This is a genomic window from Streptomyces sp. NBC_00539 (assembly GCF_036346105.1).
Lineage (GTDB): Bacteria > Actinomycetota > Actinomycetes > Streptomycetales > Streptomycetaceae > Streptomyces.
In genome coordinates, this window is sequence record NZ_CP107811.1 from 2,528,074 (window position 1) to 2,548,438 (window position 20,365).

Here is a 20,365-nt window from a genome sequence, read left to right on the forward strand (position 1 = left end):
GTGCCATGGACATCACCATCAGACGGGCGCTGCCGGCGGAGTACGAGACGCTCGGGGACATCACCGCCCGGGCCTACCTCGACGACGGCCTGCTCACGTACGGCGAGGACGATCCGTACCTCGCCAGGCTCCGGGACGTGGCCGGCCGCGCCGCGGCGGCCGAGGTGCTCGTCGCCGTGCTCGGCGACGGGCGCGTCGTCGGCGGTGTGACCTTCGCCGCGCCCGGCAGCGCGCTGTGCGACATCGCCCGCGCGGACGAAGCCGAGTTCCGCATGCTGGCGGTCGCCCGCGAGGGCCGCGGCCGGGGCGCGGGCGAGGCGTTGGTACGGGCCTGCGTGGACCGCGCCCGGGCCCTGGAGGGGGTACGCAGGCTCGTGCTGTCGACCACCGAGGACATGCCGGCCGCACACCGGATCTACGAGCGCCTGGGCTTCGTACGGTCGCCGGATCGGGACTGGGAGCCCGTCCCCGAACTCGGTTTGCTCACGTACGGTCTCGCGCTGTAGTCGGCGCGCGACACAACATCTAGGGGGTCCCCCAGGAGGGGGCCCCCACATGTATGCTCGTGCTCGCTGTCGCCGCAGGGGAATCCGGTGTGAATCCGGAACTGTCCCGCAACGGTATGAAAGGCACCCATAGGTGCGTCCGAAGTCCGAGGACCTGCCGACAGCACGCCCGGCTCGACCGAACCGGGAACAGCCACGTCCGGGCCTCGCGGTTGGGCCGGTGGACGCCGCGCGGCGCAAGCGTGCCCTGATGGGGGACGGCCCGTGCGCGCCCACTCGCGCCCCGCGCCGAAGGTGCCCCGGAGCCGAGTGAGGGAGAGCTCCCCCCGTGACCATCGCGCCCGCCGCACCGCGCGCCGAGTCCGACCCGTCCGACAACGCAACCACCGGCGGGGGCCATGGGGCCGCGCTGCTGCGTACCCTCACCGAGCTGACGGCTGACCTCCCCGACACCGACCCCGGCCGGGTCGCCGCCGCCGCCCTGCGCGGCCGCAGCGCCACCGCGGACGAGGCCGAACTGCGCTCGCTGGCCACCGAGGCCGCCGCCGGGCTGATCTCCGAGGACCCGGCGTACTCCCGGCTGGCCGCGCGCCTGCTCACGCTGGCCGTGCGCGACGAGGCTGCGGGCCAGGGCGCCACCTCCTTCGCCGCGTCCGTCGCGGTCGGCCACCGCGAGGGCCTGATCGCCGACCGTACGGCCGAGTTCGTGGCCGCCCACGCGAACCGCCTCGACGCGCTGGTCGAGCACGCGCTCGCCGAGGGCGCCGACGACCGCTTCGGCTTCTTCGGCCTGCGCACCCTGCACAGCCGCTACCTGCTGCGCCACCCCCTCACCCGTCAGGTGATCGAGACCCCGCAGTACTTCATGCTGCGCGTGGCCTGCGGTCTCGCCGCGGACGAGAGCGTGACGGCCGTCGAGGAAGTGGCCTCGCTGTACCGGCTGATGAGCCGCCTGGACTACCTGCCGTCCTCCCCCACCCTCTTCAACTCCGGCACCCGGCACCCGCAGATGTCCTCCTGCTACCTGCTGGACTCCCCGCTGGACGAGCTCGACTCGATCTACGACCGCTACCACCAGGTCGCCCGCCTGTCCAAGCACGCCGGCGGCATCGGTCTGTCGTACTCCCGCATCCGCGCCCGCGGTTCGCTGATCCGCGGCACCAACGGCCACTCCAACGGCATCGTCCCGTTCCTCAAGACCCTCGACGCCTCCGTCGCCGCCGTCAACCAGGGCGGCCGCCGCAAGGGTGCCGCCGCCGTCTACCTGGAGACCTGGCACGCGGACATCGAGGAGTTCCTGGAACTGCGCGACAACACCGGTGAGGACCAGCGCCGTACGCACAACCTGAACCTCGCGCACTGGGTGCCGGACGAGTTCATGCGCCGCGTCAACGCCGACGCCGACTGGTCGCTGTTCTCGCCCGCCGACGTCCCCGAGCTGGTCGACCTGTGGGGCGACGACTTCGACGCCGCCTACCGCAAGGCCGAGGCGGCGGGCCTCGCCCGCAAGACGATGCCCGCCCGCGACCTGTACGGCCGGATGATGCGCACCCTCGCGCAGACCGGCCAGGGCTGGATGACCTTCAAGGACGCCTCCAACCGGACGGCGAACCAGACCGCCGAGCCCGGCACGGTCGTCCACTCCTCGAACCTCTGCACCGAGATCATCGAGGTCACCAACGACGGCGAGACGGCCGTCTGCAACCTGGGCTCGGTCAACCTGGGCGCCTTCGTCCTGGCGGAGTCGGGCGAGATCGACTGGGAGCGGCTGGACGAGACCGTCCGCACCGCCGTCACCTTCCTCGACCGCGTCGTGGACATCAACTTCTACCCGACCGAGCAGGCCGGCCGCTCCAACGCCCGCTGGCGCCCGGTCGGTCTGGGCGCGATGGGCCTCCAGGACGTCTTCTTCCAGCTGAAGCTGCCCTTCGACTCCCCCGAGGCGAAGGCCCTGTCCACGAAGCTCTCCGAGCGGATCATGCTGGCCGCGTACGAGGCCTCGTGCGACCTGGCCGAGCGCAGCGGTCCGCTCCCCGCCTGGGAGCAGACCCGTACGGCCCGAGGTGTCCTGCACCCCGACCACTACGACGTCGAGCTGAACTGGCCGGAGCGCTGGGCCGCACTGCGCGCCCGCGTCGCCGAGACCGGCATGCGCAACTCGCTGCTGCTCGCCATCGCCCCGACGGCGACGATCGCCTCGATCGCGGGCGTGTACGAGTGCATCGAGCCGCAGGTCTCCAACCTCTTCAAGCGCGAGACGCTGAGCGGTGAGTTCCTCCAGGTCAACGCCTACCTGGTGGACGAGCTCAAGAAGCTCGGCGTGTGGGACGCGCAGACCCGCGAGGCGCTGCGCGAGGCCAGTGGCTCCGTGCAGGGCTTCGGCTGGATCCCCGCCGAGGTGCGCGAGCTGTACCGCACGGCGTGGGAGATCCCGCAGCGCGGCCTGATCGACATGGCGGCGGCCCGTACCCCGTTCCTGGACCAGTCGCAGTCGCTGAACCTGTTCCTGGAGACGCCGACCATCGGGAAGCTGTCCTCGATGTACGCGTACGCCTGGAAGCAGGGCCTCAAGACCACGTACTACCTGCGCTCGCGCCCGGCGACGAAGATCGCGCGCGCGGCCTCCGCCAGCGCCGTGCCGGCCGCCGCCACCCCCCTTCCGCAGGCCGTCGACGCCGATGCGCTGGCCTGCTCCCTTGAGAACCCCGAGTCCTGCGAGGCCTGCCAGTAATGAGCTCCACCGACACCGATGTTGCAACGAGCAAGAACCTGCTCGACCCGGGCTTCGAACTGACCCTGCGCCCCATGCGCTACCCGGACTTCTACGAGCGCTACCGGGACGCGATCAAGAACACCTGGACGGTCGAGGAGGTCGACCTCCACTCGGACGTCGCCGACCTCGCGAAGCTGACGCCGGGCGAGCAGCACATGATCGGCCGTCTGGTCGCGTTCTTCGCGACGGGCGACTCGATCGTCTCGAACAACCTCGTGCTGACCCTGTACAAGCACATCAACTCCCCGGAGGCGCGCCTGTACCTGTCGCGCCAGCTGTTCGAGGAGGCCGTGCACGTCCAGTTCTACCTGACGCTGCTCGACACCTACCTGCCCGACCCGGACGACCGTGCGGCCGCCTTCGACGCGGTCGAGGAGATCCCGTCGATCCGCGAGAAGGCGCAGTTCTGCTTCAAGTGGATGGACTCGGTCGAGAAGATCGAGCGCCTGGAGACCCAGGCCGACCGCCGCCGCTTCCTGCTGAACCTGATCTGCTTCGCCGCCTGCATCGAGGGCCTGTTCTTCTACGGTGCGTTCGCGTACGTGTACTGGTTCCGCTCGCGCGGCCTGCTGCACGGTCTGGCCACCGGCACCAACTGGGTGTTCCGCGACGAGACCATGCACATGAACTTCGCGTTCGAGGTCGTGGACACGGTCCGCAAGGAGGAGCCGGAGCTCTTCGACGACGCCCTCCAGCAGCAGGTCACCGACATGCTCAAGGAGGCCGTGGAGGCGGAGCTGCAGTTCGGCCGCGACCTGTGCGGTGACGGCCTGCCGGGCATGAACACCGAGTCGATGCGCGAGTACCTGGAGTGCGTCGCGGACCAGCGCCTGGTCCGTCTCGGCTTCCCGCCGGTGTACGGCTCGCAGAACCCGTTCTCGTTCATGGAGCTCCAGGGCGTCCAGGAGCTGACGAACTTCTTCGAGCGCCGCCCGTCGGCCTACCAGGTGGCGGTCGAGGGCACGGTCGACCTGGACGAGGACTTCTGAGTCCCCGCTCCAACGGCTTGGTAGCGTCCCCGCCCATGGGGAGAACGACGACCCGGGTGACCGGGGTCCAGGGCGGGGGCGCTTCCTCGTGTCCGGGCTCGACGGCATGACCGGCTCCGGGTGGGCCGGGCGGGCCCGGCTGCGGCCCGGGGGCCTGCTGTACGGGGGCACCGTCGGGTCCGCGACCGCGCACGCGCACCACTCCGTGCAGGTCATCGCCGCGCTGGGCGGGGACGGGCTGCTGATGGCCGGGCCGGACGGGGAGCCCTTCCGGTGCCGGGCGTACGTGGTCCCGGCCGGGGTGCGTCATTGCGTGCTGGCGGGCGCCGCGCGCGGGGTGGTGCTGCACTACGACCCGCTCTCCTCGGCCGGCCGCGGGCTCGCGGCCCTGGCAGGGGATGCGGGAGGGCTCGTACCGGCCGCCGCGGACCTGCCCGCCGACCCCTTCGAGGCGGCGTGCGCGCTGGACCTGCTGCTCCCCGGCGGCCCGACGGCGCAGGCCGCCGCGCATCCGGGGCTGGCCCGGGTACTGGCGTGGCTGCCCGGGCGGGACGGCGTACGGCTGTCCCAGGCGGCCGAGGTGGCCTGCCTGTCGGAGAGCCGCCTCGCGCACCTGTTCCGGGCGGAGCTGGGGCTGCCGTTCCGCCCGTACGTCCTGTGGCTGCGACTGATGCGGGCCGCCGAACTCGCCTCCCGGGGGCACACCCTGACGGACGCGGCGCACGGCGCGGGCTTCGCCGACGGGGCTCACCTCAGCCGGGTGTGGCGGCGCATGTTCGGGATCCCGCCGTCGGACTTCGGCCGCACCATCCAGTGGATGTAGCAGGTTCGTTCAAGCGCCGACGGGCCCTGTGGCCGCACCGTTGACGCATGACGAACTTGCTGAGGACCTGCATCACCGCGTGTACGCCGAAGGCCATGCCGGCCGCCGTGCGCACGGCCTTCGAGGCCGAGCTGCGCCGCGCCCGCGACGCGCCCGACACGGACACCATGTGGGACGCCCTGGAGCGGGCGCACATCATCTCCCAGGCCTGGGCCTGGCCCCACACCCGTGCCCACTGGCACATGTTCCGGCTCGCGGTGCGCTGCCGGGACCGTGCGGAGACGGTGGGGCAGGTGGTGCGGATCCTGGTGGCGGGGGCGGGATCGGTGACCGGGCGCGTGCCGTACGGCAACACGGGGCGTACGGCGGCGGGGCTGCGCACGCCGATGCCCCTCCCGGAGGACCTGCTGGTGCTGCTGGGCCGCGCCCCGGCGCGGCCCGCGGACGCTCAGGCGTTGGGGACGGTCTCGTAGCGGGGGGTGCCCTCTTCCATCTGGCGCAGGGCGTCCTTGCGGTCGCGCTTGGAGAGGCGGTCGATGTAGAGGTACCCGTAGAGGTGGTCGGTCTCGTGCTGGAGGCAGCGGGCGAAGTAGCCCGTACCGCGCACCTTGATCGGGTTGCCCTGGGCGTCCTGGCCCGTGACCTCCGCGTAGTCCGGGCGGGCCAGCGACGCGTAGGCGGTCGGGACCGACAGGCAGCCCTCGTTCGAGTCGTCCAGCACCCGCGTGGAGGCGGGCAGTTCGACCAGCTTCGGGTTGACCACGACACCGGTGTGGCGCACGCCCTCGTCGTCGGGGCAGTCGTAGACGAAGACCTTGGCGTCCACGCCGATCTGGTTCGCGGCCAGGCCGACGCCCTCGGCGGTCTTCTGGCTGGCGAACATGTCGTCGATCAGCTGCGCCAGTTCGTCGCCGAACTCGGTGACGTCCTTGCACTCCCGGTGCAGGACGGGGTTGCCGACCACCGTGATCGGGCGGGAGGTGCCGCGCTCGCGGTGGGCGAGCTCGCGCGCCTCACAGTCCTCCGTGTCCACGACGTAGCCTTCGTCGTCGACCGGGACCACCTGGTTCTCCTGCTGCGCCATGTCCGCCGTACGCCTTCCGTAAGTCCGCGAGTCACCGATGTGACCGGTACAGCCTACGGCCCCGGCTCAGCAGACTTCTTCGAGATCGCGCCACTCGCGGCTGTCCGGGTTGTCCGCGACCCACCCGTCCAGCAGGCCGCGCACCAGACCGGCCGGCGCGGCGATGCCGCATTCCCGCTCGGGCACCCACAGGGATCCCGAGCCGGCCGTACGGTGCCCCAGCGGGCCGGGGTGGCCGGGTTCGCTGTGGTCGTGGGGGTCCAGGTGCTCGCCGTCGCCCTCGTCGCTCGGCATCGCGCTCTCCGAACAAGTGCGGCACAACAGGCGCACCGACGAGGACCAGTCCTCGGCGGCGAAGCCCGCGTCCGAGGCCAGCTGCTCCAGCGCGTCCCGGTCGGTCTCGGTCGCCGCTTCCAGCAGGACCACCCAGGTCGGCACCGGCGAGGGCGCCCACAGCTCGATCTCGTCGAAGACCGGGTACGAGGGCCCCGCGGCGGTGATCCGCTCGCCGTGCGGGACGCCGTCGTGCAGGACCACCTCGCCCCAGCGCCGCCCCGAGGAGGGCAGCGGGATCGAGAGGACCTCTATCCGCGCCGGATCGAGCCTGCGGCCCCACACCACCTCGGCCTCGCCCTCCGGCGAGAGCCGCACGGCGGCGCTGCCCAGCTCCATGCCGACGGGCTCACCCGCTCCGGCGGCGTCGCCCGGCACCTTGAGCCCGTAGGCCTGCCAGGCCCGCCGGGCCAGCGGCCAGTCCTGGAGGGCGGTCGCCGCGATCCCCACGTTCCACCAGTCCGGGGCACCGGTCCCGCGGTCCAGCAGGGCCACCGCGCGCAGCCCGGCGGCCCGCGCCTGCTCCCAGTCGTGGCGGAACTTGTGCAGCAGGGCCAGGTTGAACCAGGACTCGGACAGCCAGGGTTCCAGGTCCGCCGCTCTGGTCAGGAGCGCGCCCGCGTCCTCGTACCGCCCGTCGCCGATCAGCGTGAACGCGCGGTCGGTGGCCTGCCGCCACGAGGCGGAGGGCCGATGCCGTACCTTCCCGAAGATCCTCACAATTCCCGCCTGCCTGGGGGCACCTCCCAGCGGTGGCTGGGGGACTACGGTGCAGCCTTGCGGACACCCTCTCGGACACTCCTACTCGCATCCAACCATGCCCACTCGGACGGCCGCTCATTACCCATGGGTTACCCCGGTGGGAGCGGCCCGACTCCGGCCCGTCCGTCCCTGGCCAGAACCCTTGCCAGGCACTCCACGACCTCGGGCTGGAAGTCGCGCCCGGTACCGAGGCGCAGCCGTGCCAGGGCGGCCAGTGAGCCGCCCGGGTGACCTCCCCCGCCGCAGAGGTCCTCGTACGCGTTGACCGCGCGCACGATCCGCGCGGCGACGGGCTGCTCCCGGTAGGGGTCCGCCTGGCGCTCCACCACGACGGCGACCTCCGCCGGCACCCCGGTCTGCCGGGCCACCTCCCCGCCGAGCCCCGCGATCCGGCGGGCCTCGGCGGCGGGCAGCGGGGCCGTCGCCCCGTCCGGGACGGGGTCGACGAGGGAGAGCTGGCCGATGTCGTGCATCAGGGCGGCGTACTCCAGCACCGTGAGCTCCCGCTCCGAGAGCCCCAGCTCCCGCCCGACGGCGCAGCTCAGGGCGGCCACCCGGCGGGAGTGCCCCGGGCGGGTGCAGCCGGCGATCTCGGTGGCGCGGGCGAGGGAGGTGATGGTCTGGCGGTAGGTGGTGCGCACGGCGGTGATCCGGTGGAAGGACATCTGGGTCAGCAGCAGCGGCACGCTGAACACGGGCAGCGCCCACAGCCCGGCCACGGCCGTCCCCAGCGCCATCACCAGGCCGGTCGCGCAGACCGCGGAGCCGATCCCGGCCGGCGCGCGCAGCTCGTCGCGGAGCAGGCTGCAGTGGGGCCGGCCGGTGCGGGCCCCCGCCAGCGCGGCGGCGAGCACAGCGTCGCACAGGGCGGTGAGGCCGAGCAGCAGCACCAGGAACAGCACGAGGTACGGGCCCTGCCCGACCCGCCCCTCCAGCCGGCCGGAGTTGTGGAGCGGCTGGAAGCAGGCTCCGGCGAAGGCGACGGCCAGTACCCGCCGGGCCACGTGGTCGAAGGCGGGCCCGTGGCCCCGGGCGATGTGCGGGACGGTCCCGACGAGGGCCGCGGCGACGAAGACGGCGACGACCTGGAGCACCCCGTGGTGGGTGGGGTGCCCGGCGGTCCGGCCGAGCAGCGCGTAGGCGAGGGCGCCCGCGGAGCCCAGCGGCGCGGGCAGGCGGTCCTGCGCGCCGTCCGGTCGGCGGTCCGGCGGGCGGTCCCCGGCCGGGGCGGCCGCGTCGCGGTGGTCGCTGCGCGCGAGCTCGCCGATGCCGATGAGGGTGCCGAACGCGAGGGCGGTGGCGCCTTCCACGACCCCGTTCCACAGGGTGTGGCCGAGCGCCGCGAGGGCGAGCAGCGCGGCGGCCGCCCTGACGGCCCCGGCGGCGCCGGCCCTCACGCCCCGCCCCCGAGGCCCCGGGCGGGGGCGGGGGCACCGCTGCGCGGGGCCGCCACCTGCACGTCGTCGTCGGAGGTCACCACCGGGTGCCAGCCGTGCCGCCCGATGGCGTCGACCAGGGCCCGCACCATGGCGGGGTCGAAATGCGTCCCGGCGCAGCGTTCCAGCTCGGCCAGGGCGACGGGGACCGGCCGGGCCCGGCTGTAGGAGCGGGTCGAGGTCATCGCGTCGAAGGCGTCGGCCACCGCCACGACCCGGGCCGGCTCCGGGATCTGCTCTCCGGCCAGCCCGTACGGGTACCCGGAGCCGTCGACGCGCTCGTGGTGGTGCAGGATCGCGGACCGGGCCTCCCCCAGGAAACCGATGCCGCGCACCATCTCGTGCCCGTACTCGGGGTGCAGCTCGATGACCCGCCGTTCCTCGGGGGTCAGCGGCCCGTTCTTGCGCAGCAGCCGGGTGGGGACGCCGAGCTTGCCGACGTCGTGCAGGATCCCGGCGATCCGGACGACCTCCATCCGCTCGTCCGGCATGCCCAGCTCGCGGGCGATCATCGCGGAGGCCTGTCCGACGCGCTCACTGTGCCCGCGCGTGTAGCGGTCCTTGATGTCGACGGCCTGGACCAGCGCCCGGATCGTGGCCTGGTGGGCGGTGCGCTCGCGGGTGTACTGGGCGAAGACCCGGGAGGAGACGTACATCGGCAGCAGCACCAGCAGGGCGGCCGGCAGCCCGTAGGGGCTGCGCCACATCACGGCCGTCATCAGCCCGGCCAGGCCGTGGACGCAGTACGGGGCGAGGGACCGGCCGGGCAGTCCGCGCCAGGCGGTGGCCGCGGGGCGGCGTTCGGCGGTGGCCAGGATGCCGGCGTCGAGGGCGGTGAGCACCAGGCAGAAGACGACCGCGGCGGCCCCCGCGGGGAGCAGGGCGTACGGGAAATCCGCCACCCGGTACGCGGCGCCGGGCGCGGCGCCGCCGAGGCTGGCCGGCCCGTCCAGCAGCCGGTAGACCTGCCCGGCCGCCCAGGCGGCGTTCGCCTGCTGGGCGGCGTGCCAGGTCCGGCGCACCGCCACGGGCCGCTGCACCACGGCAGCGGCGAATCCGGCGGGCAGCGCCACGAGCGCGGCTGCCGCCGGCGGCAGCAGGAACACGGCGGCCGGCACGACGGGGAAGAAGGCGCCCATCCCCTCGGGCTCCCGGCTGCCGGGCAGCCGCCGGCTCCCGGTGAGTTCGCAGCCGACGCCCAGGACGCACAGCAGGGCGACGGCGGCCCACGGCGTAGCGGAACCGGTGAGCGCGGGGGCTGCGCACGCGCAGGCGGCGAGCACGGCGCACAGGATGAGGGCGCGCGCCCCCGGCGGAAGTGTCCGCACGGCACCCTCCTCCCCTGCACGGGCCGGGCCGGCACCGAAACCGACCGGTACCGGAAGGGGAGGATAAGTGGGGGCCGCGGCACAGCGGGCCGCATTCGCGTATCGGGGCATACGGACGCCCCCGGATTAGCGCCTTCGAGTGAACGAAGGCTGCTTCCGGGGGCGGTTCACGCCGTTCGGGTCGCCGCCGCTCAGCCGGAGGACGGATCCGCGGTGACGTCGGTGTCCGGGACGGCCTGTCCCGAACGGATCAGTTCGATCCGTCCCATCACCTTCGAGCGCAGGTCGCTCGGTACGTCGTCCGACCCGCAGCACCGCTTGACCAGCTTCTTGACGGCCTGCTCCAGACCGTACTTCTCAAGACAGGGATTGCACTCGCCGAAGTGGGTCTCGAACTTCGTGCAGTCGCTGTCGGGCATCTCGTGGTCCAGGAACTCGTAAAGGTGGTCCAGGACCTCGGCGCACTCCGTCTCGTGCGGCTCTCCGCAGCTCATGAGCCCGAGCCTTTCAGGTCGTTCGACTCTCCCGCTCCGGCCGGGACGAGCCCGCGCTCGCGGGCGTAGTCCTCCAGCATTCCGCGGAGTTGACGGCGGCCACGGTGCAGCCGGGACATGACCGTACCGATGGGTGTACCCATGATGTCCGCGATCTCCTTGTACGCAAAGCCCTCTACGTCGGCAAGATAGACCGCGATGCGGAATTCCTCCGGAATGGCCTGGAGCGCTTCCTTCACGTCCGAATCGGGCAGGTGGTCGAGCGCCTGCGATTCGGCGGAGCGCAGCCCGGTCGACATGTGCGACTCGGCGCGCGCCAGCTGCCAGTCCTCGATCTCCTCCGCCGCACTGCGCTGGGGCTCGCGCTGCTTCTTGCGGTAGGAGTTGATGAACGTGTTGGTCAGGATGCGGTACAGCCACGCCTTGAGGTTGGTGCCCTCGCGGAACTGGTGGAAGGACGCGTACGCCTTCGCGTACGTCTCCTGGACCAGGTCCTCGGCGTCGGCCGGGTTGCGCGTCATGCGCAGCGCGGCGGAGTACATCTGGTCGAGGTAGCCGAGGGCGTCCCGCTCGAAGCGCGCGTTGCGCTCCGGGGTCGTCTCCTGCGCGTGGCCTTCGTCGGTCCCAGCGACAGGACCCACCTCCTCCGACAGCGTGGCGACTCCGAAAGCGGATCCGCTCGAATCGGAGAATAGTCGACCTTCCCGACCCTCCGCCGCTTGAAGCGTTCCGCGCTTGGGCGCGGGCAGCACCGTCCAGTCCAGGTCAGCGGCCTGCCGACGGTTCTGGCTGATGACCTGGGTCATGCGCTCCCTCTCCTCAGACGAAGTTCCCGTACGTACCGACACCCGGTTAACGACAGGTCCGGGCGCCGCATTCCCGGGCGGGACAAGGGTTTCGGGCCCGCGGGGCCGCCCCGGGCGGCCGGCGGGGGCGGAGTGAGCGGGATCACCCGGGAATCCGTCAGATCGGTCTCAGACGGGGAGCCGGCCGAGCCATCCGGCGACCGCCCCGGTGATCACCGTCAGCGCCTCCTCCTGGGTCACGCCGGCCCGTTTCGGCACTGCGAAGCCGTGGTCGCCGTGCGGGACGGGGACCAGTTCGTACGGGGTGTCCGGGCCGGGCGGCGGGAACTCCCCGGGGTGTCCGAAGGGGTCCCGGCCGCCTTGGACCACCAGGGTGGGCCGCCCCGCGCCCAGCAGCTCGTCGGCCCGGGACTTCTCGGGCCGGCCCGGCGGGTGCAGCGGGAACGCCAGGGCCAGCACCCCGGCCGCGTCCAGCTCGTCGGCGGTCCGGCAGGCCACGCGGGCACCGGCGCTGCGCCCGCCCGCGACGACGGGCAGCCCCGGCGCCAGCAGGGCGGGCCACAGGGCGCGCCAGCCCTCGTCCAGGACCTTGGGCGCGGCGGCGACCTTCTTCCCGGCGACCCGCCAGGGCTGCTCGACCAGTGCGACGGTGACCCCCTGGCCGGGCAGGGAGGCGGCCAGCGCCTGGAGGTCGCGGGCCTCGATCCCGCCCCCCGCGCCGTGGCTGACGGCGAGTACGAGCCGGGCCGCGCCGGCGGTGGCGGGACGCCAGGTGATCCGGGCCTCGCCCGCCGGGGTGTCGACGCTTTCGGTACGCGTGGTCATGGCGCCCATCCTGCCCGGGCGGGGAGCACGGGCTAGAACAGCGTGGCCTCTTCCGGCGCGGCGAGCTCGGTCAGCAGCTCCGGCCCGTTGTTGCGTACGTTGCTCACGGCGGTGGAGACCGGGTAGGCGCGCATCAGCCCGCCCGGCGGCGGCGCCAGCAGCGCCCGGAGTTCGTCCACGTCGCTGCGGGCCGGGTCCAGCCAGGGGTCCCACTTGTCGGGGGTCAGCATCAGCGGCATCCGGGGGTGGATGTCGGCGAGCGAGCGCGGGCCGTCCTCGGGCGCCACGGCCAGCGGAGCGGTCTCGGCCTCGGTGGTGATCACCGAACAGGTGGCCCACCAGGCGTTCGGGTGCTCGTCGGGCAGTGTCCGGTCGCGCCAGAACTCGTATATGCCGGCCATGGCGAACGGGGCGCCGTCGGCGGGGAGCACGAAGTACGGCTGCTTGCGCGCCCGCTTCTTCTTCCCCTCGACCTCCAGCTGCCGCTCGTCGTGGGCGGTGACCCACTCGAAGTAGCCGTCGGCCGGGATGATGCAGCGGCGCTGCGCGAAGGGGCGGCGGAAGGAGGGCTTCTCGGCGACCGTCTCGGCCCTGGCGTTGATCATCCGGGCCGCGCCCTCGGGGCCGCTCGCCCAGGAGGGCACGAGCCCCCACCTCAGCACCCGCAGTTGGCGAACCGGTCGCGGGCTCGGCGCGTCCTTCACAGGACGGTCGAGGACCACGTGGACCTCTTTCGTCGGCGCCACGTTGAAGTCGGGGGCCAGGGACTCCGTCGGCTCCCACCGCTCGACGCCGAAGATCCGCGCCAGTTCCTCGGGCGCCCGGCTCGCTGCATACCTTCCGCACATGGCTGACACACTGCCATGGCCCTCTCCCCCTACCGCAAGGAGTCCGCCACTCCATGGACAGCACGATGACGGCCGGTCTGTGGGACCGGCTGAGCGGTATACAGACCGAGCCCGCGTGGTGGCTGGTGGTCGCGACGGGACTCGCGGCGCTGGCCGCCGTGGCACCCCGGCCCGTGTGGCGGCTGTCGCGGAACGCGATCACCATCGCGCACGAGGGCGGCCACGGACTGCTGGCGCTGCTGACCGGGCGCCGGCTCGACGGGATCCGGCTGCACTCCGACACCAGCGGCGTCACCGTGAGCCGGGGCAAGCCCAGCGGGCTCGGGATGGTGCTGACCGCCGCCGCCGGGTACACGGCGCCCTCGCTGCTCGGCCTCGGCGGGGCCGCCCTGCTGTCGGCGCACCGGATCACCCTGCTGCTGTGGGCGGCGACCGCGCTGCTGCTCGCGATGCTGGTGATGATCCGGAACGCGTACGGGCTGCTGACGGTGGTGCTGACCGGCGCGGTCTTCGTCCTGGTGTCCTGGCTGACGCCGGCCCAGGTGCAGGCGGTGTTCGCGTACGGGGTGGTGTGGTTCCTCCTGCTGGGCGGGGTCCGGCCGGTGTTCGAGCTCCAGGTCAAACGCCGCCACGGCGGCGCCCCGGACTCCGACGCGGACCAGCTGGGGCGGCTCACCCACGTCCACCCGGTGGTATGGCTGCTGTTCTTCCACGCCGTCGCGCTGTGCGCGCTGACCGGCGGGGCACGCTGGCTTCTCGGCCTCTGAGACGGCGCCGGTGGCGCCCGCCCGGCAGGTCCCCGAACGGGCCCCGGCCACGATCCGGGCTTGGGCGAAGCCACTAAAGTGGAGGCCATGACCGAGACCCCCGCGCCCCACGCCCTCTGGCCCGCCCCGCTCGCGGACGGCGCCGTCCACGCCACCGTCACCGTGCCGGGCTCCAAGTCGGTCACCAACCGGGCCCTCGTGCTCGCCGCGCTGGCCTCCGAGCCGGGCTGGGTGCGCCGCCCGCTGCGCTCGCGCGACTCCCAGCTGATGTCGGACGCGCTGCGCGCCATGGGCGTCGGCATCGAGGAGACCGTCTCCTCCAGCTCCGCGGGCGAGGGCGCCGGCGGGGAGGCCTGGCGGGTCATCCCGGCGGCCCTGCACGGCCCGGCCACCGTCGACGTCGGCAACGCGGGCACGGTCATGCGCTTCCTGCCGCCCGTCGCCACGCTCGCCTCCGGCGACATCCGCTTCGACGGCGACCCGCGCTCCTACGAGCGCCCGCTGGGCGAGGTCATCAACGCCCTGCGCGTCCTCGGCGCCCGGATCGACGACGACGGCCGGGGCGCGCTGCCCCTGACCGTGCAGGGCGGCGGGGCGCTCGAGGGCGGCACCGTCGAGATCGACGCCTCCAACTCCTCGCAGTTCGTCTCGGCGCTGCTGCTGTCCGCGCCGCGCTTCAACCAGGGCGTGGAGGTCCGCCACACCGGTGACAACCTGCCCTCCATGCCGCACATCCGGATGACGGTCGAGATGCTGCGCGCGGCGGGCGCCCAGGTCGACACCCCCGAGGCGGGCGGCGAGAAGAACGTGTGGCGGGTCACCCCCGGCGCACTCCTGGGCCGCGACCTGGTCGTGGAGCCGGACCTCTCCAACGCGCAGCCCTTCATGGCGGCGGCCCTGATCACCGGCGGCACGGTGACCATCCCGGACTGGCCGCGCCGCACCACCCAGCCCGGGGACGCGCTGCGCCGGATCTTCACGGAGATGGGCGGCTCCTGCGAGCTGACCGACGCGGGCCTGGTCTTCACCGGCAGCGGCAAGATCCACGGCATCGACGTGGACCTGGGCGAGGTCGGCGAGCTGACGCCGGGCATCGCGGCGGTCGCGGCGCTGGCGGACTCCGAGTCCGTGCTGCGGGGCGTGCGCCACCTGCGACTGCACGAGACGGACCGGCTGGCGGCGCTCACCGCCGAGATCAACGGCCTGGGCGGCGACGTCACCGAGACCGAGGACGGGCTGCGCATCCGCCCGCGCCCGCTGCACGGCGGCGTGTTCCACACGTACGACGACCACCGGATGGCGACGGCCGGCGCGGTGATCGGCCTGGCGGTGGAGGGCGTACTGATCGAGAACGTGGCGACGACCGCGAAGACCCTGCCGGACTTCCCCTCGATGTGGGCCGGGATGCTCGGCCTTCCGTCGCGGGGCGCGGGAGCGTAGGGCCCGTCATGCGCAGGTACGGCAAGCACACCGACGAAGACGACATCCGCTCGCGCCCCAACCCCAAGGGCAACCGGCCGCGTACGAACATCCGCCCCAAGCACGAGGACGCGGCCGAGGGCTTCGTCCTGACCGTCGACCGGGGCCGGCTGACCTGCCTGGTCGGCGACCGCACGGTGCACGCGATGAAGGCCCGCGAACTGGGCCGCAAGGCGGCGGTGGTCGGTGACCGGGTCTGGATCGTCGGCGACCTGACCGGCAAGAAGGACACCCTCGCCCGGATCGTGCGGATCGAGGAGCGCAAGTCCGTCCTGCGGCGTACCGCGGACGACGACGACCCGTACGAGCGGGTGGTCGTCGCCAACGCCGACCAGCTGGCCATCGTGACGGCGCTGGCCGACCCGGAGCCGCGGCCCCGGATGATCGACCGCTGTCTGGTGGCCGCGTACGACGCCGGCCTGGAGCCGCTGCTGGTGCTCACCAAGTCGGACCTGACCTCCGCGGACAAGATCCTGGAGATCTATTCGACGCTCGGCGTGAACTACGTCGTCACCAACCGCGAGGAGCTGGCGGCCGGCGACGCGGCCGAGCGGGTGCGCGAGCGGCTGAACGGCCGGATCACCGCCTTCGTCGGCCACTCGGGCGTCGGCAAGACGACCCTGGTCAACTCCCTCGTCGCGGCGGGCCGCCAGCGCGCGACCGGACACGTCAACGCCGTCACCGGCCGGGGCCGGCACACCACCACCTCCGCACTCGCGCTGCCGCTGCCCGGCGGGGACGGCTGGGTCATCGACACCCCCGGCGTGCGCTCCTTCGGCCTGCACCACGTCGACCCGTCGCGGGTGATCCTGGCCTTCCCGGACCTGGTCGGCGGCACGGAGGAGTGCCCGCGCGCGTGCAGCCACGACGAGCCGGACTGCGCGCTCGACCAATGGGTACAGGACGGTCACGCGGACCCGGCGCGGCTGTACTCGCTGCGGCGGCTGCTGGAGACGCGGGAGCGCCGCGAGGGCGACTGACCGCGCGGGCGGCCGACCGTGCGGGCGACCGTGCGGGTGGCCCGCCGGCCCGGCGGGACGCTCGTGTTTGCCGAAGATCGTGTCGGGAAAAATGCATAATCGCACCAGGTGACACGACGTCACGTGACGCGGGACGCGGGGAGGCACATGCCATGGCGTGGCTGCTGGTCGTGGTCGCCGGGATCCTGGAGACCGGTTTCGCGGTGTGCCTCAAGCTCTCCCACGGGTTCACCCGGCTGTGGCCCACGATCGCCTTCGCCTCCTTCGCGCTCGGCAGCTTCGGCCTGCTGACCCTCGCGCTCAAGAAGCTCGACGTGGGCCCCGCGTATGCGGTGTGGACCGGCATCGGGGCCGCCGGCACCGCCATCTACGGCATGGTCTTCCTCGGCGACCTGGTCTCCACGCTGAAACTCGTCTCGATCTCGCTGGTCATCCTCGGCGTGATCGGGCTCCAGCTGTCCGGTTCGGCGCACTGACCAGCCCGAGCAGCCCGGCCGCCGCCGGCTCCTCGCCGGGGCCGGACGGGGCGACCACGTAGGACAGCGCCAGCCGTACGACCAGCTCGCACCGCTGCGCCGGCTCCGCCGGGAGCGCGGCGGCAGCCCGGTCCCGGACGGCGCGCACCAGCTCCCCGGGCCCGAGCGCGGGCAGGCCCGGCCGGGCGCCCCGCACGGGCGGAGCGGGCAGGCTGCCGTTCCACGACCCCGTCAGCAGGGCCCGTACGACGGGACGCGCGCGGGCCGCCCGCACGGTCCACTCGGCGATCGCCGCCAGCCCTTCGGCGGTGTCCGGCGACGCCTCCAGGGCGCGGTCCACGCCCGTGAGGTACCAGTCGGCCTCCCGGCGCACCAGGGCGCGCCCCAGGCCCGCCTTCCCGCCGAACTCGTTGTACAGGGTCTGCCGGGACACCCCGGCGGCCGCCGCCACCTCGACCATCCGCACGGCGGGCCAGGCGCGCGCCCCCAGCGCCGCACCCGCCGCTTCCAGCAAGGACTCCCGCGCCGCCGCCATCGTCGCCTCCCCCGCTCCCCTCCCCCGGTCGTCCTCCCGTCAGAGTTGACGGGGCGCCAGGTCCTGTCAAGGGCGCCCACCGGCCGCACCGTGGACGGCGTTCGCCGGTCGGCCGCGGTCTCGATACTGTTCGGCCATGCCCGAGTATGACGATGACCTCCGCCTCGCCCTCGAACTCGCCGACGCCGCCGACGCCGCCACCACGCAGCGTTTCCGCGCCCTGGACCTCCAGGTGGAGACGAAGCCGGACATGACCCCGGTGAGCGAGGCCGACAAGGCCGCCGAGGAGATCATCCGGGCCGGGATCCTGGCCGCGCGGCCCGACGACGCCATCCTGGGCGAGGAGTACGGGCTCAAGGGCGAGGGCCCGCGCCGCTGGGTCGTGGACCCGATCGACGGTACGAAGAACTACGTCCGGGGCGTCCCCGTGTGGGCGACGCTGATCTCGCTGATGGCCGAGGGCGCGGACGGGGTGTTCCGCCCGGTGGTCGGGGTGGTCTCCGCCCCGGCGCTGGGCCGTCGCTGGTGGGCGGCGAAGGGCGGCGGCGCCTTTGCGGGCGGCGCGCTCGGTGAGGCCACCGCGATCGGCGTCTCGAAGGTCAGGGCCCTGGGCGACGCGTCGTTCGCGTACTCCTCGCTGACGGGCTGGGAGGAGCAGGGCCGGCTGCCCGGCTTCCTGGACCTGACCCGCGCGTGCTGGCGCACCCGGGGCTACGGCGACTTCTGGCCGTACATGATGGTCGCCGAGGGCTCGCTCGACCTGTGCGCCGAGCCGGAGCTGAACCTGTGGGACATGGCCGCGATCGCGGTCGTCGTAGAAGAGGCGGGCGGCCGTTTCACCAGCCTCGACGGGGTCGACGGCGTGCACGGCGGCAACGCGGCCGCCTCCAACGGCCTGCTGCACGAGGAGATGCTGACGCGCCTGCGTCCGCGCCCCTGAGGCGCGCTGACGCGCCGTCGGTGCGCTCGGCCGGGCGGGTGTTGCCGGGCGCGCCCCTCTTGATGACCCTGCGTACGCGTGGGAATCTGGGACTCCCCCGCTTGTGCGTTTGTGAAGCCCTTCTCTTGAGGCGGGCCCCTCGACCGGCGCACCCACCCGGGCGGGGGCTCACCCAGGAGGTGGCTCTCTTCATGCTCGTCCGCGACGCCATGAGCACCGTGATCCTCACCCTCGGACCCGCCCACACCCTGCGACAGGCGGCCTGCCTGATGTCCGGCCGGCGCGTCGGCGCGGCCGTCGTCCTCGATCCCGACCACAGCGGCATCGGCATCCTGACCGAGCGCGACATCCTCAACTCCCTCGGCGCCGGCCACGACCCCGACCGGGAGTCGGTGGGCGCGCACACCACCAACAACGTCGTCTTCTGCACCCCGGACGCGACGGTCCAGGAAGCCGCCGAGGCCATGGCGCACGGCGGCTTCCGCCACCTGATCGTGCTGGAGGACGGCGGCCCGGTGGGCATCGTCTCGGTGCGCGACGTCATCCGCTGCTGGGCACCGGCGCGGCGCAGCGCCGTACTGGCGTAGCGGCGCAGCGGCTCCCCGTGGCAGGTACGGCGACGGGCCGGCGCTCCGAGGAGTACCGGCCCGTCGTCTCGCTACGGCAAGCGTCCGTCAGCCGCGCAGGGCCTGGACCGCGGCGTCCAGCCGCTTGCCGAAGTCACCGTCCGCCTGGCGGAAGTTGTTGACCGCGCGGTCGACTATGTCGTCACGGGAGACCTTGGCGAGGAAGCCGGAGAGGTTCTCGATCAGACGGCCCTTCTCGTCCTCCGACATCAGGCGGTAGAGGTTGCCCGCCTGGACGAAGTCGTTGTCCTCGCGGTGGACCGGGGTGGCGTGGTTGCCCGTGCCACCGGTCAGCGGGACGGGCTGCCACAGCGGACGGTCCGTCTGGAAGGGGCCGCCGAAGCTGTTCGGCTCGTAGTTCTTCGCACCCTTGTGGCGGCCGTCGTACAGGGCGCCGTCGCGGGAGTGGGTGCGCGCCTCGGTGGCGTGCGGACGGTTCACCGGCAGGTGGTCGGCGTTGATGCCGACGCGGTAGCGGTGGGCGTCGCCGTACGCGAAGAGGCGGCCCTGGAGCATCTTGTCCGGGGACGGACCGATGCCGGGGACGAAGTGGGCCGGGCTGAAGATGCTCTGCTCGACCTCGGCGAAGATGTTCTCCGGGTTGCGGTTGAGCTCCAGCTTGCCGATCTCGATCGGCGGGTAGTCCGCGTGCGGCCACACCTTGGTGAGGTCGAACGGGTTGAAGCGGTACTCGGCCGCCTCGGCCGCCGGCATGATCTGGACCTGCACGGTCCAGCTCGGGAAGTCGCCGCGTTCGATGGCCTCGCGCAGGTCGCGCTGGTGCGAGTCGGGGTCCTCGCCGGCGAGCCGGTTGGCCTCGGCCTGGGTGAGGTTCTTGATCCCCTGGTCGGTCTTGAAGTGGTACTTGACCCAGAAGACCTCGCCGGCCTCGTTGTTCCACTGGAAGGTGTGCGAGCCGAAGCCGTCCATGTGGCGGTAGGAGGACGGGATGCCGCGGTCGCCGAAGAGCCAGGTCACCTGGTGGGTGGACTCGGGGCTCAGACCCCAGAAGTCCCACACGTTGTCGGCTTCCTGCGAGCCGGTGTACGGGTCGCGCTTCTGCGTGTGGATGAAGTCGGGGAACTTGATCGCGTCGCGGATGAAGAAGACGGGGGTGTTGTTGCCGACGAGGTCGTAGTTGCCCTCTTCGGTGTAGAACTTCAACGCCCAGCCGCGCGGGTCCCGGCGGGCGTCGGCGCCGCCGAGGCTGTCGGCGACGGTGGAGAAGCGCAGGAACGTCTCGGTCTGCTTGCCGACCTCGGACAGGAACTTCGCCCGGGTCCACTGCGAGACGTCACGGGTGACGGTGAAGGTGCCGTACGCACCGGCGCCGCGGGCGTGCACGACGCGCTCCGGGATGCGCTCGCGGTTGAAGTGGGCGAGCTTCTCCAGCAGCAGCTGGTCCTGGACGAGTACGGGGCCACCGACGCCGGCGGTCTCACTGTTCTGGTTGTCGGCGACCGGGGCTCCGGCCTCCGTGGTGAGCGGTCCCTGCGTCACGTGCGCCTCCTGCGTCATTTCCTGCGTGTCCTGTCCTCGTGGTCAGCCGTACTCG

21 protein-coding genes and 1 riboswitch are annotated in these 20,365 nt (G+C 72.9%); of the genes, 11 read left to right on the forward strand and 10 right to left on the reverse strand.

What is annotated here, in order from left to right; translation table 11 throughout:
• Positions 1–5: 5 nt before the first annotated feature.
• The 5 genes from OG861_RS10930 (at position 6) to OG861_RS10950 (ending at position 5,564) form a co-directional block, all read left to right on the forward strand.
• Positions 6–506 carry a GNAT family N-acetyltransferase gene (locus OG861_RS10930; RefSeq protein ID WP_329198150.1) on the forward strand — a complete coding sequence of 167 codons (501 nt, stop codon included), beginning with the start codon at positions 6–8 and terminating at the stop codon, positions 504–506.
• 53 nt (positions 507–559) lie between these two features.
• Positions 560–682, forward strand: a riboswitch (cobalamin riboswitch).
• 152 nt (positions 683–834) lie between these two features.
• Positions 835–3,237: a ribonucleoside-diphosphate reductase subunit alpha gene (locus tag OG861_RS10935; RefSeq protein WP_329198149.1), complete on the forward strand. Its 2,403-nt coding sequence runs from the start codon at positions 835–837 to the stop codon at positions 3,235–3,237.
• Entirely contained in the window at positions 3,237–4,268 is a 1,032-nt protein-coding gene (locus tag OG861_RS10940) for a ribonucleotide-diphosphate reductase subunit beta (RefSeq protein ID WP_329198148.1), read from the forward strand. Before OG861_RS10935 ends, OG861_RS10940 begins: the two co-directional genes overlap by 1 nt.
• 88 nt (positions 4,269–4,356) lie before the next feature.
• A complete protein-coding gene (locus OG861_RS10945) occupies positions 4,357–5,091 on the forward strand; it encodes a helix-turn-helix domain-containing protein (RefSeq protein WP_329198147.1) in 735 nt (244 codons plus the stop codon).
• A gap of 47 nt (positions 5,092–5,138) precedes the next feature.
• On the forward strand, positions 5,139–5,564 hold the full coding sequence (locus OG861_RS10950) for a DUF3703 domain-containing protein (RefSeq protein WP_330261696.1): 426 nt from the start codon (positions 5,139–5,141) through the stop codon (positions 5,562–5,564).
• On the opposite strand, the gene def is transcribed toward OG861_RS10950, so the two are convergent.
• From def to OG861_RS10990, 8 genes are all read right to left on the reverse strand, one after another.
• Entirely contained in the window at positions 5,540–6,175 is a 636-nt protein-coding gene (gene def / locus OG861_RS10955; protein WP_329198144.1) for a peptide deformylase, read from the reverse strand. The two genes, OG861_RS10950 and def, sit on opposite strands and share 25 nt — an antisense overlap.
• A 66-nt stretch (positions 6,176–6,241) precedes the next feature.
• Positions 6,242–7,228, reverse strand: a complete 987-nt coding sequence (locus tag OG861_RS10960; RefSeq protein ID WP_329198142.1) for a tetratricopeptide repeat protein — start codon at positions 7,226–7,228, stop codon at positions 6,242–6,244.
• 131 nt (positions 7,229–7,359) lie between these two features.
• The gene (locus OG861_RS10965) at positions 7,360–8,667 is read right to left on the reverse strand and encodes an HD-GYP domain-containing protein (RefSeq protein ID WP_329198140.1); all 1,308 of its coding nucleotides are present in this window, start codon (positions 8,665–8,667) and stop codon (positions 7,360–7,362) included.
• A complete protein-coding gene (locus tag OG861_RS10970) occupies positions 8,664–10,034 on the reverse strand; it encodes an HD-GYP domain-containing protein (protein WP_329198138.1) in 1,371 nt (456 codons plus the stop codon). Before OG861_RS10970 ends, OG861_RS10965 begins: the two co-directional genes overlap by 4 nt.
• Positions 10,035–10,225: 191 nt before the next feature.
• On the reverse strand, positions 10,226–10,528 hold the full coding sequence (rsrA, locus tag OG861_RS10975) for a mycothiol system anti-sigma-R factor (RefSeq protein ID WP_329198135.1): 303 nt from the start codon (positions 10,526–10,528) through the stop codon (positions 10,226–10,228).
• The gene (locus OG861_RS10980; protein ID WP_443056783.1) at positions 10,525–11,169 is read right to left on the reverse strand and encodes a sigma-70 family RNA polymerase sigma factor; all 645 of its coding nucleotides are present in this window, start codon (positions 11,167–11,169) and stop codon (positions 10,525–10,527) included. Before OG861_RS10980 ends, rsrA begins: the two co-directional genes overlap by 4 nt.
• Positions 11,170–11,502: 333 nt before the next feature.
• On the reverse strand, positions 11,503–12,159 hold the full coding sequence (locus OG861_RS10985; RefSeq protein ID WP_329198130.1) for an alpha/beta hydrolase family protein: 657 nt from the start codon (positions 12,157–12,159) through the stop codon (positions 11,503–11,505).
• A gap of 32 nt (positions 12,160–12,191) precedes the next feature.
• Positions 12,192–13,007, reverse strand: coding sequence for an SOS response-associated peptidase (locus tag OG861_RS10990; RefSeq protein WP_329198129.1), 816 nt, complete (start codon positions 13,005–13,007; stop codon positions 12,192–12,194).
• A 53-nt stretch (positions 13,008–13,060) separates the two neighbouring features.
• On the opposite strand from OG861_RS10990, the gene OG861_RS10995 reads away from it, so the two are divergent.
• The 4 genes from OG861_RS10995 to OG861_RS11010 all read left to right on the forward strand — a co-directional run bounded on the left by OG861_RS10995 (position 13,061) and on the right by OG861_RS11010 (position 16,709).
• On the forward strand, positions 13,061–13,774 hold the full coding sequence (locus OG861_RS10995; protein WP_329198127.1) for a M50 family metallopeptidase: 714 nt from the start codon (positions 13,061–13,063) through the stop codon (positions 13,772–13,774).
• Between the two features lie 87 nt (positions 13,775–13,861).
• Positions 13,862–15,214, forward strand: a complete 1,353-nt coding sequence (gene aroA, locus OG861_RS11000) for a 3-phosphoshikimate 1-carboxyvinyltransferase (RefSeq protein ID WP_329198125.1) — start codon at positions 13,862–13,864, stop codon at positions 15,212–15,214.
• Positions 15,215–15,222: 8 nt separating this feature from the next.
• Positions 15,223–16,233, forward strand: coding sequence for a ribosome small subunit-dependent GTPase A (rsgA, locus tag OG861_RS11005; RefSeq protein WP_329198124.1), 1,011 nt, complete (start codon positions 15,223–15,225; stop codon positions 16,231–16,233).
• Positions 16,234–16,385: 152 nt separating this feature from the next.
• Complete coding sequence (locus OG861_RS11010; protein ID WP_190183336.1) at positions 16,386–16,709, forward strand: DMT family transporter; 324 nt, start codon at positions 16,386–16,388, stop codon at positions 16,707–16,709.
• On the opposite strand, the gene OG861_RS11015 is transcribed toward OG861_RS11010, so the two are convergent.
• Positions 16,663–17,244 carry a TetR/AcrR family transcriptional regulator gene (locus OG861_RS11015; RefSeq protein WP_329198121.1) on the reverse strand — a complete coding sequence of 194 codons (582 nt, stop codon included), beginning with the start codon at positions 17,242–17,244 and terminating at the stop codon, positions 16,663–16,665. The two genes, OG861_RS11010 and OG861_RS11015, sit on opposite strands and share 47 nt — an antisense overlap.
• Before the next feature lie 136 nt (positions 17,245–17,380).
• On the opposite strand from OG861_RS11015, the gene hisN reads away from it, so the two are divergent.
• Positions 17,381–18,184, forward strand: a complete 804-nt coding sequence (gene hisN, locus OG861_RS11020; protein ID WP_329198119.1) for a histidinol-phosphatase — start codon at positions 17,381–17,383, stop codon at positions 18,182–18,184.
• A gap of 191 nt (positions 18,185–18,375) precedes the next feature.
• Entirely contained in the window at positions 18,376–18,771 is a 396-nt protein-coding gene (locus tag OG861_RS11025) for a CBS domain-containing protein (RefSeq protein ID WP_190183333.1), read from the forward strand.
• An 87-nt stretch (positions 18,772–18,858) separates the two neighbouring features.
• On the opposite strand, the gene OG861_RS11030 is transcribed toward OG861_RS11025, so the two are convergent.
• Positions 18,859–20,328, reverse strand: coding sequence for a catalase (locus tag OG861_RS11030; protein ID WP_329198117.1), 1,470 nt, complete (start codon positions 20,326–20,328; stop codon positions 18,859–18,861).
• Positions 20,329–20,365: the final 37 nt, after the last annotated feature.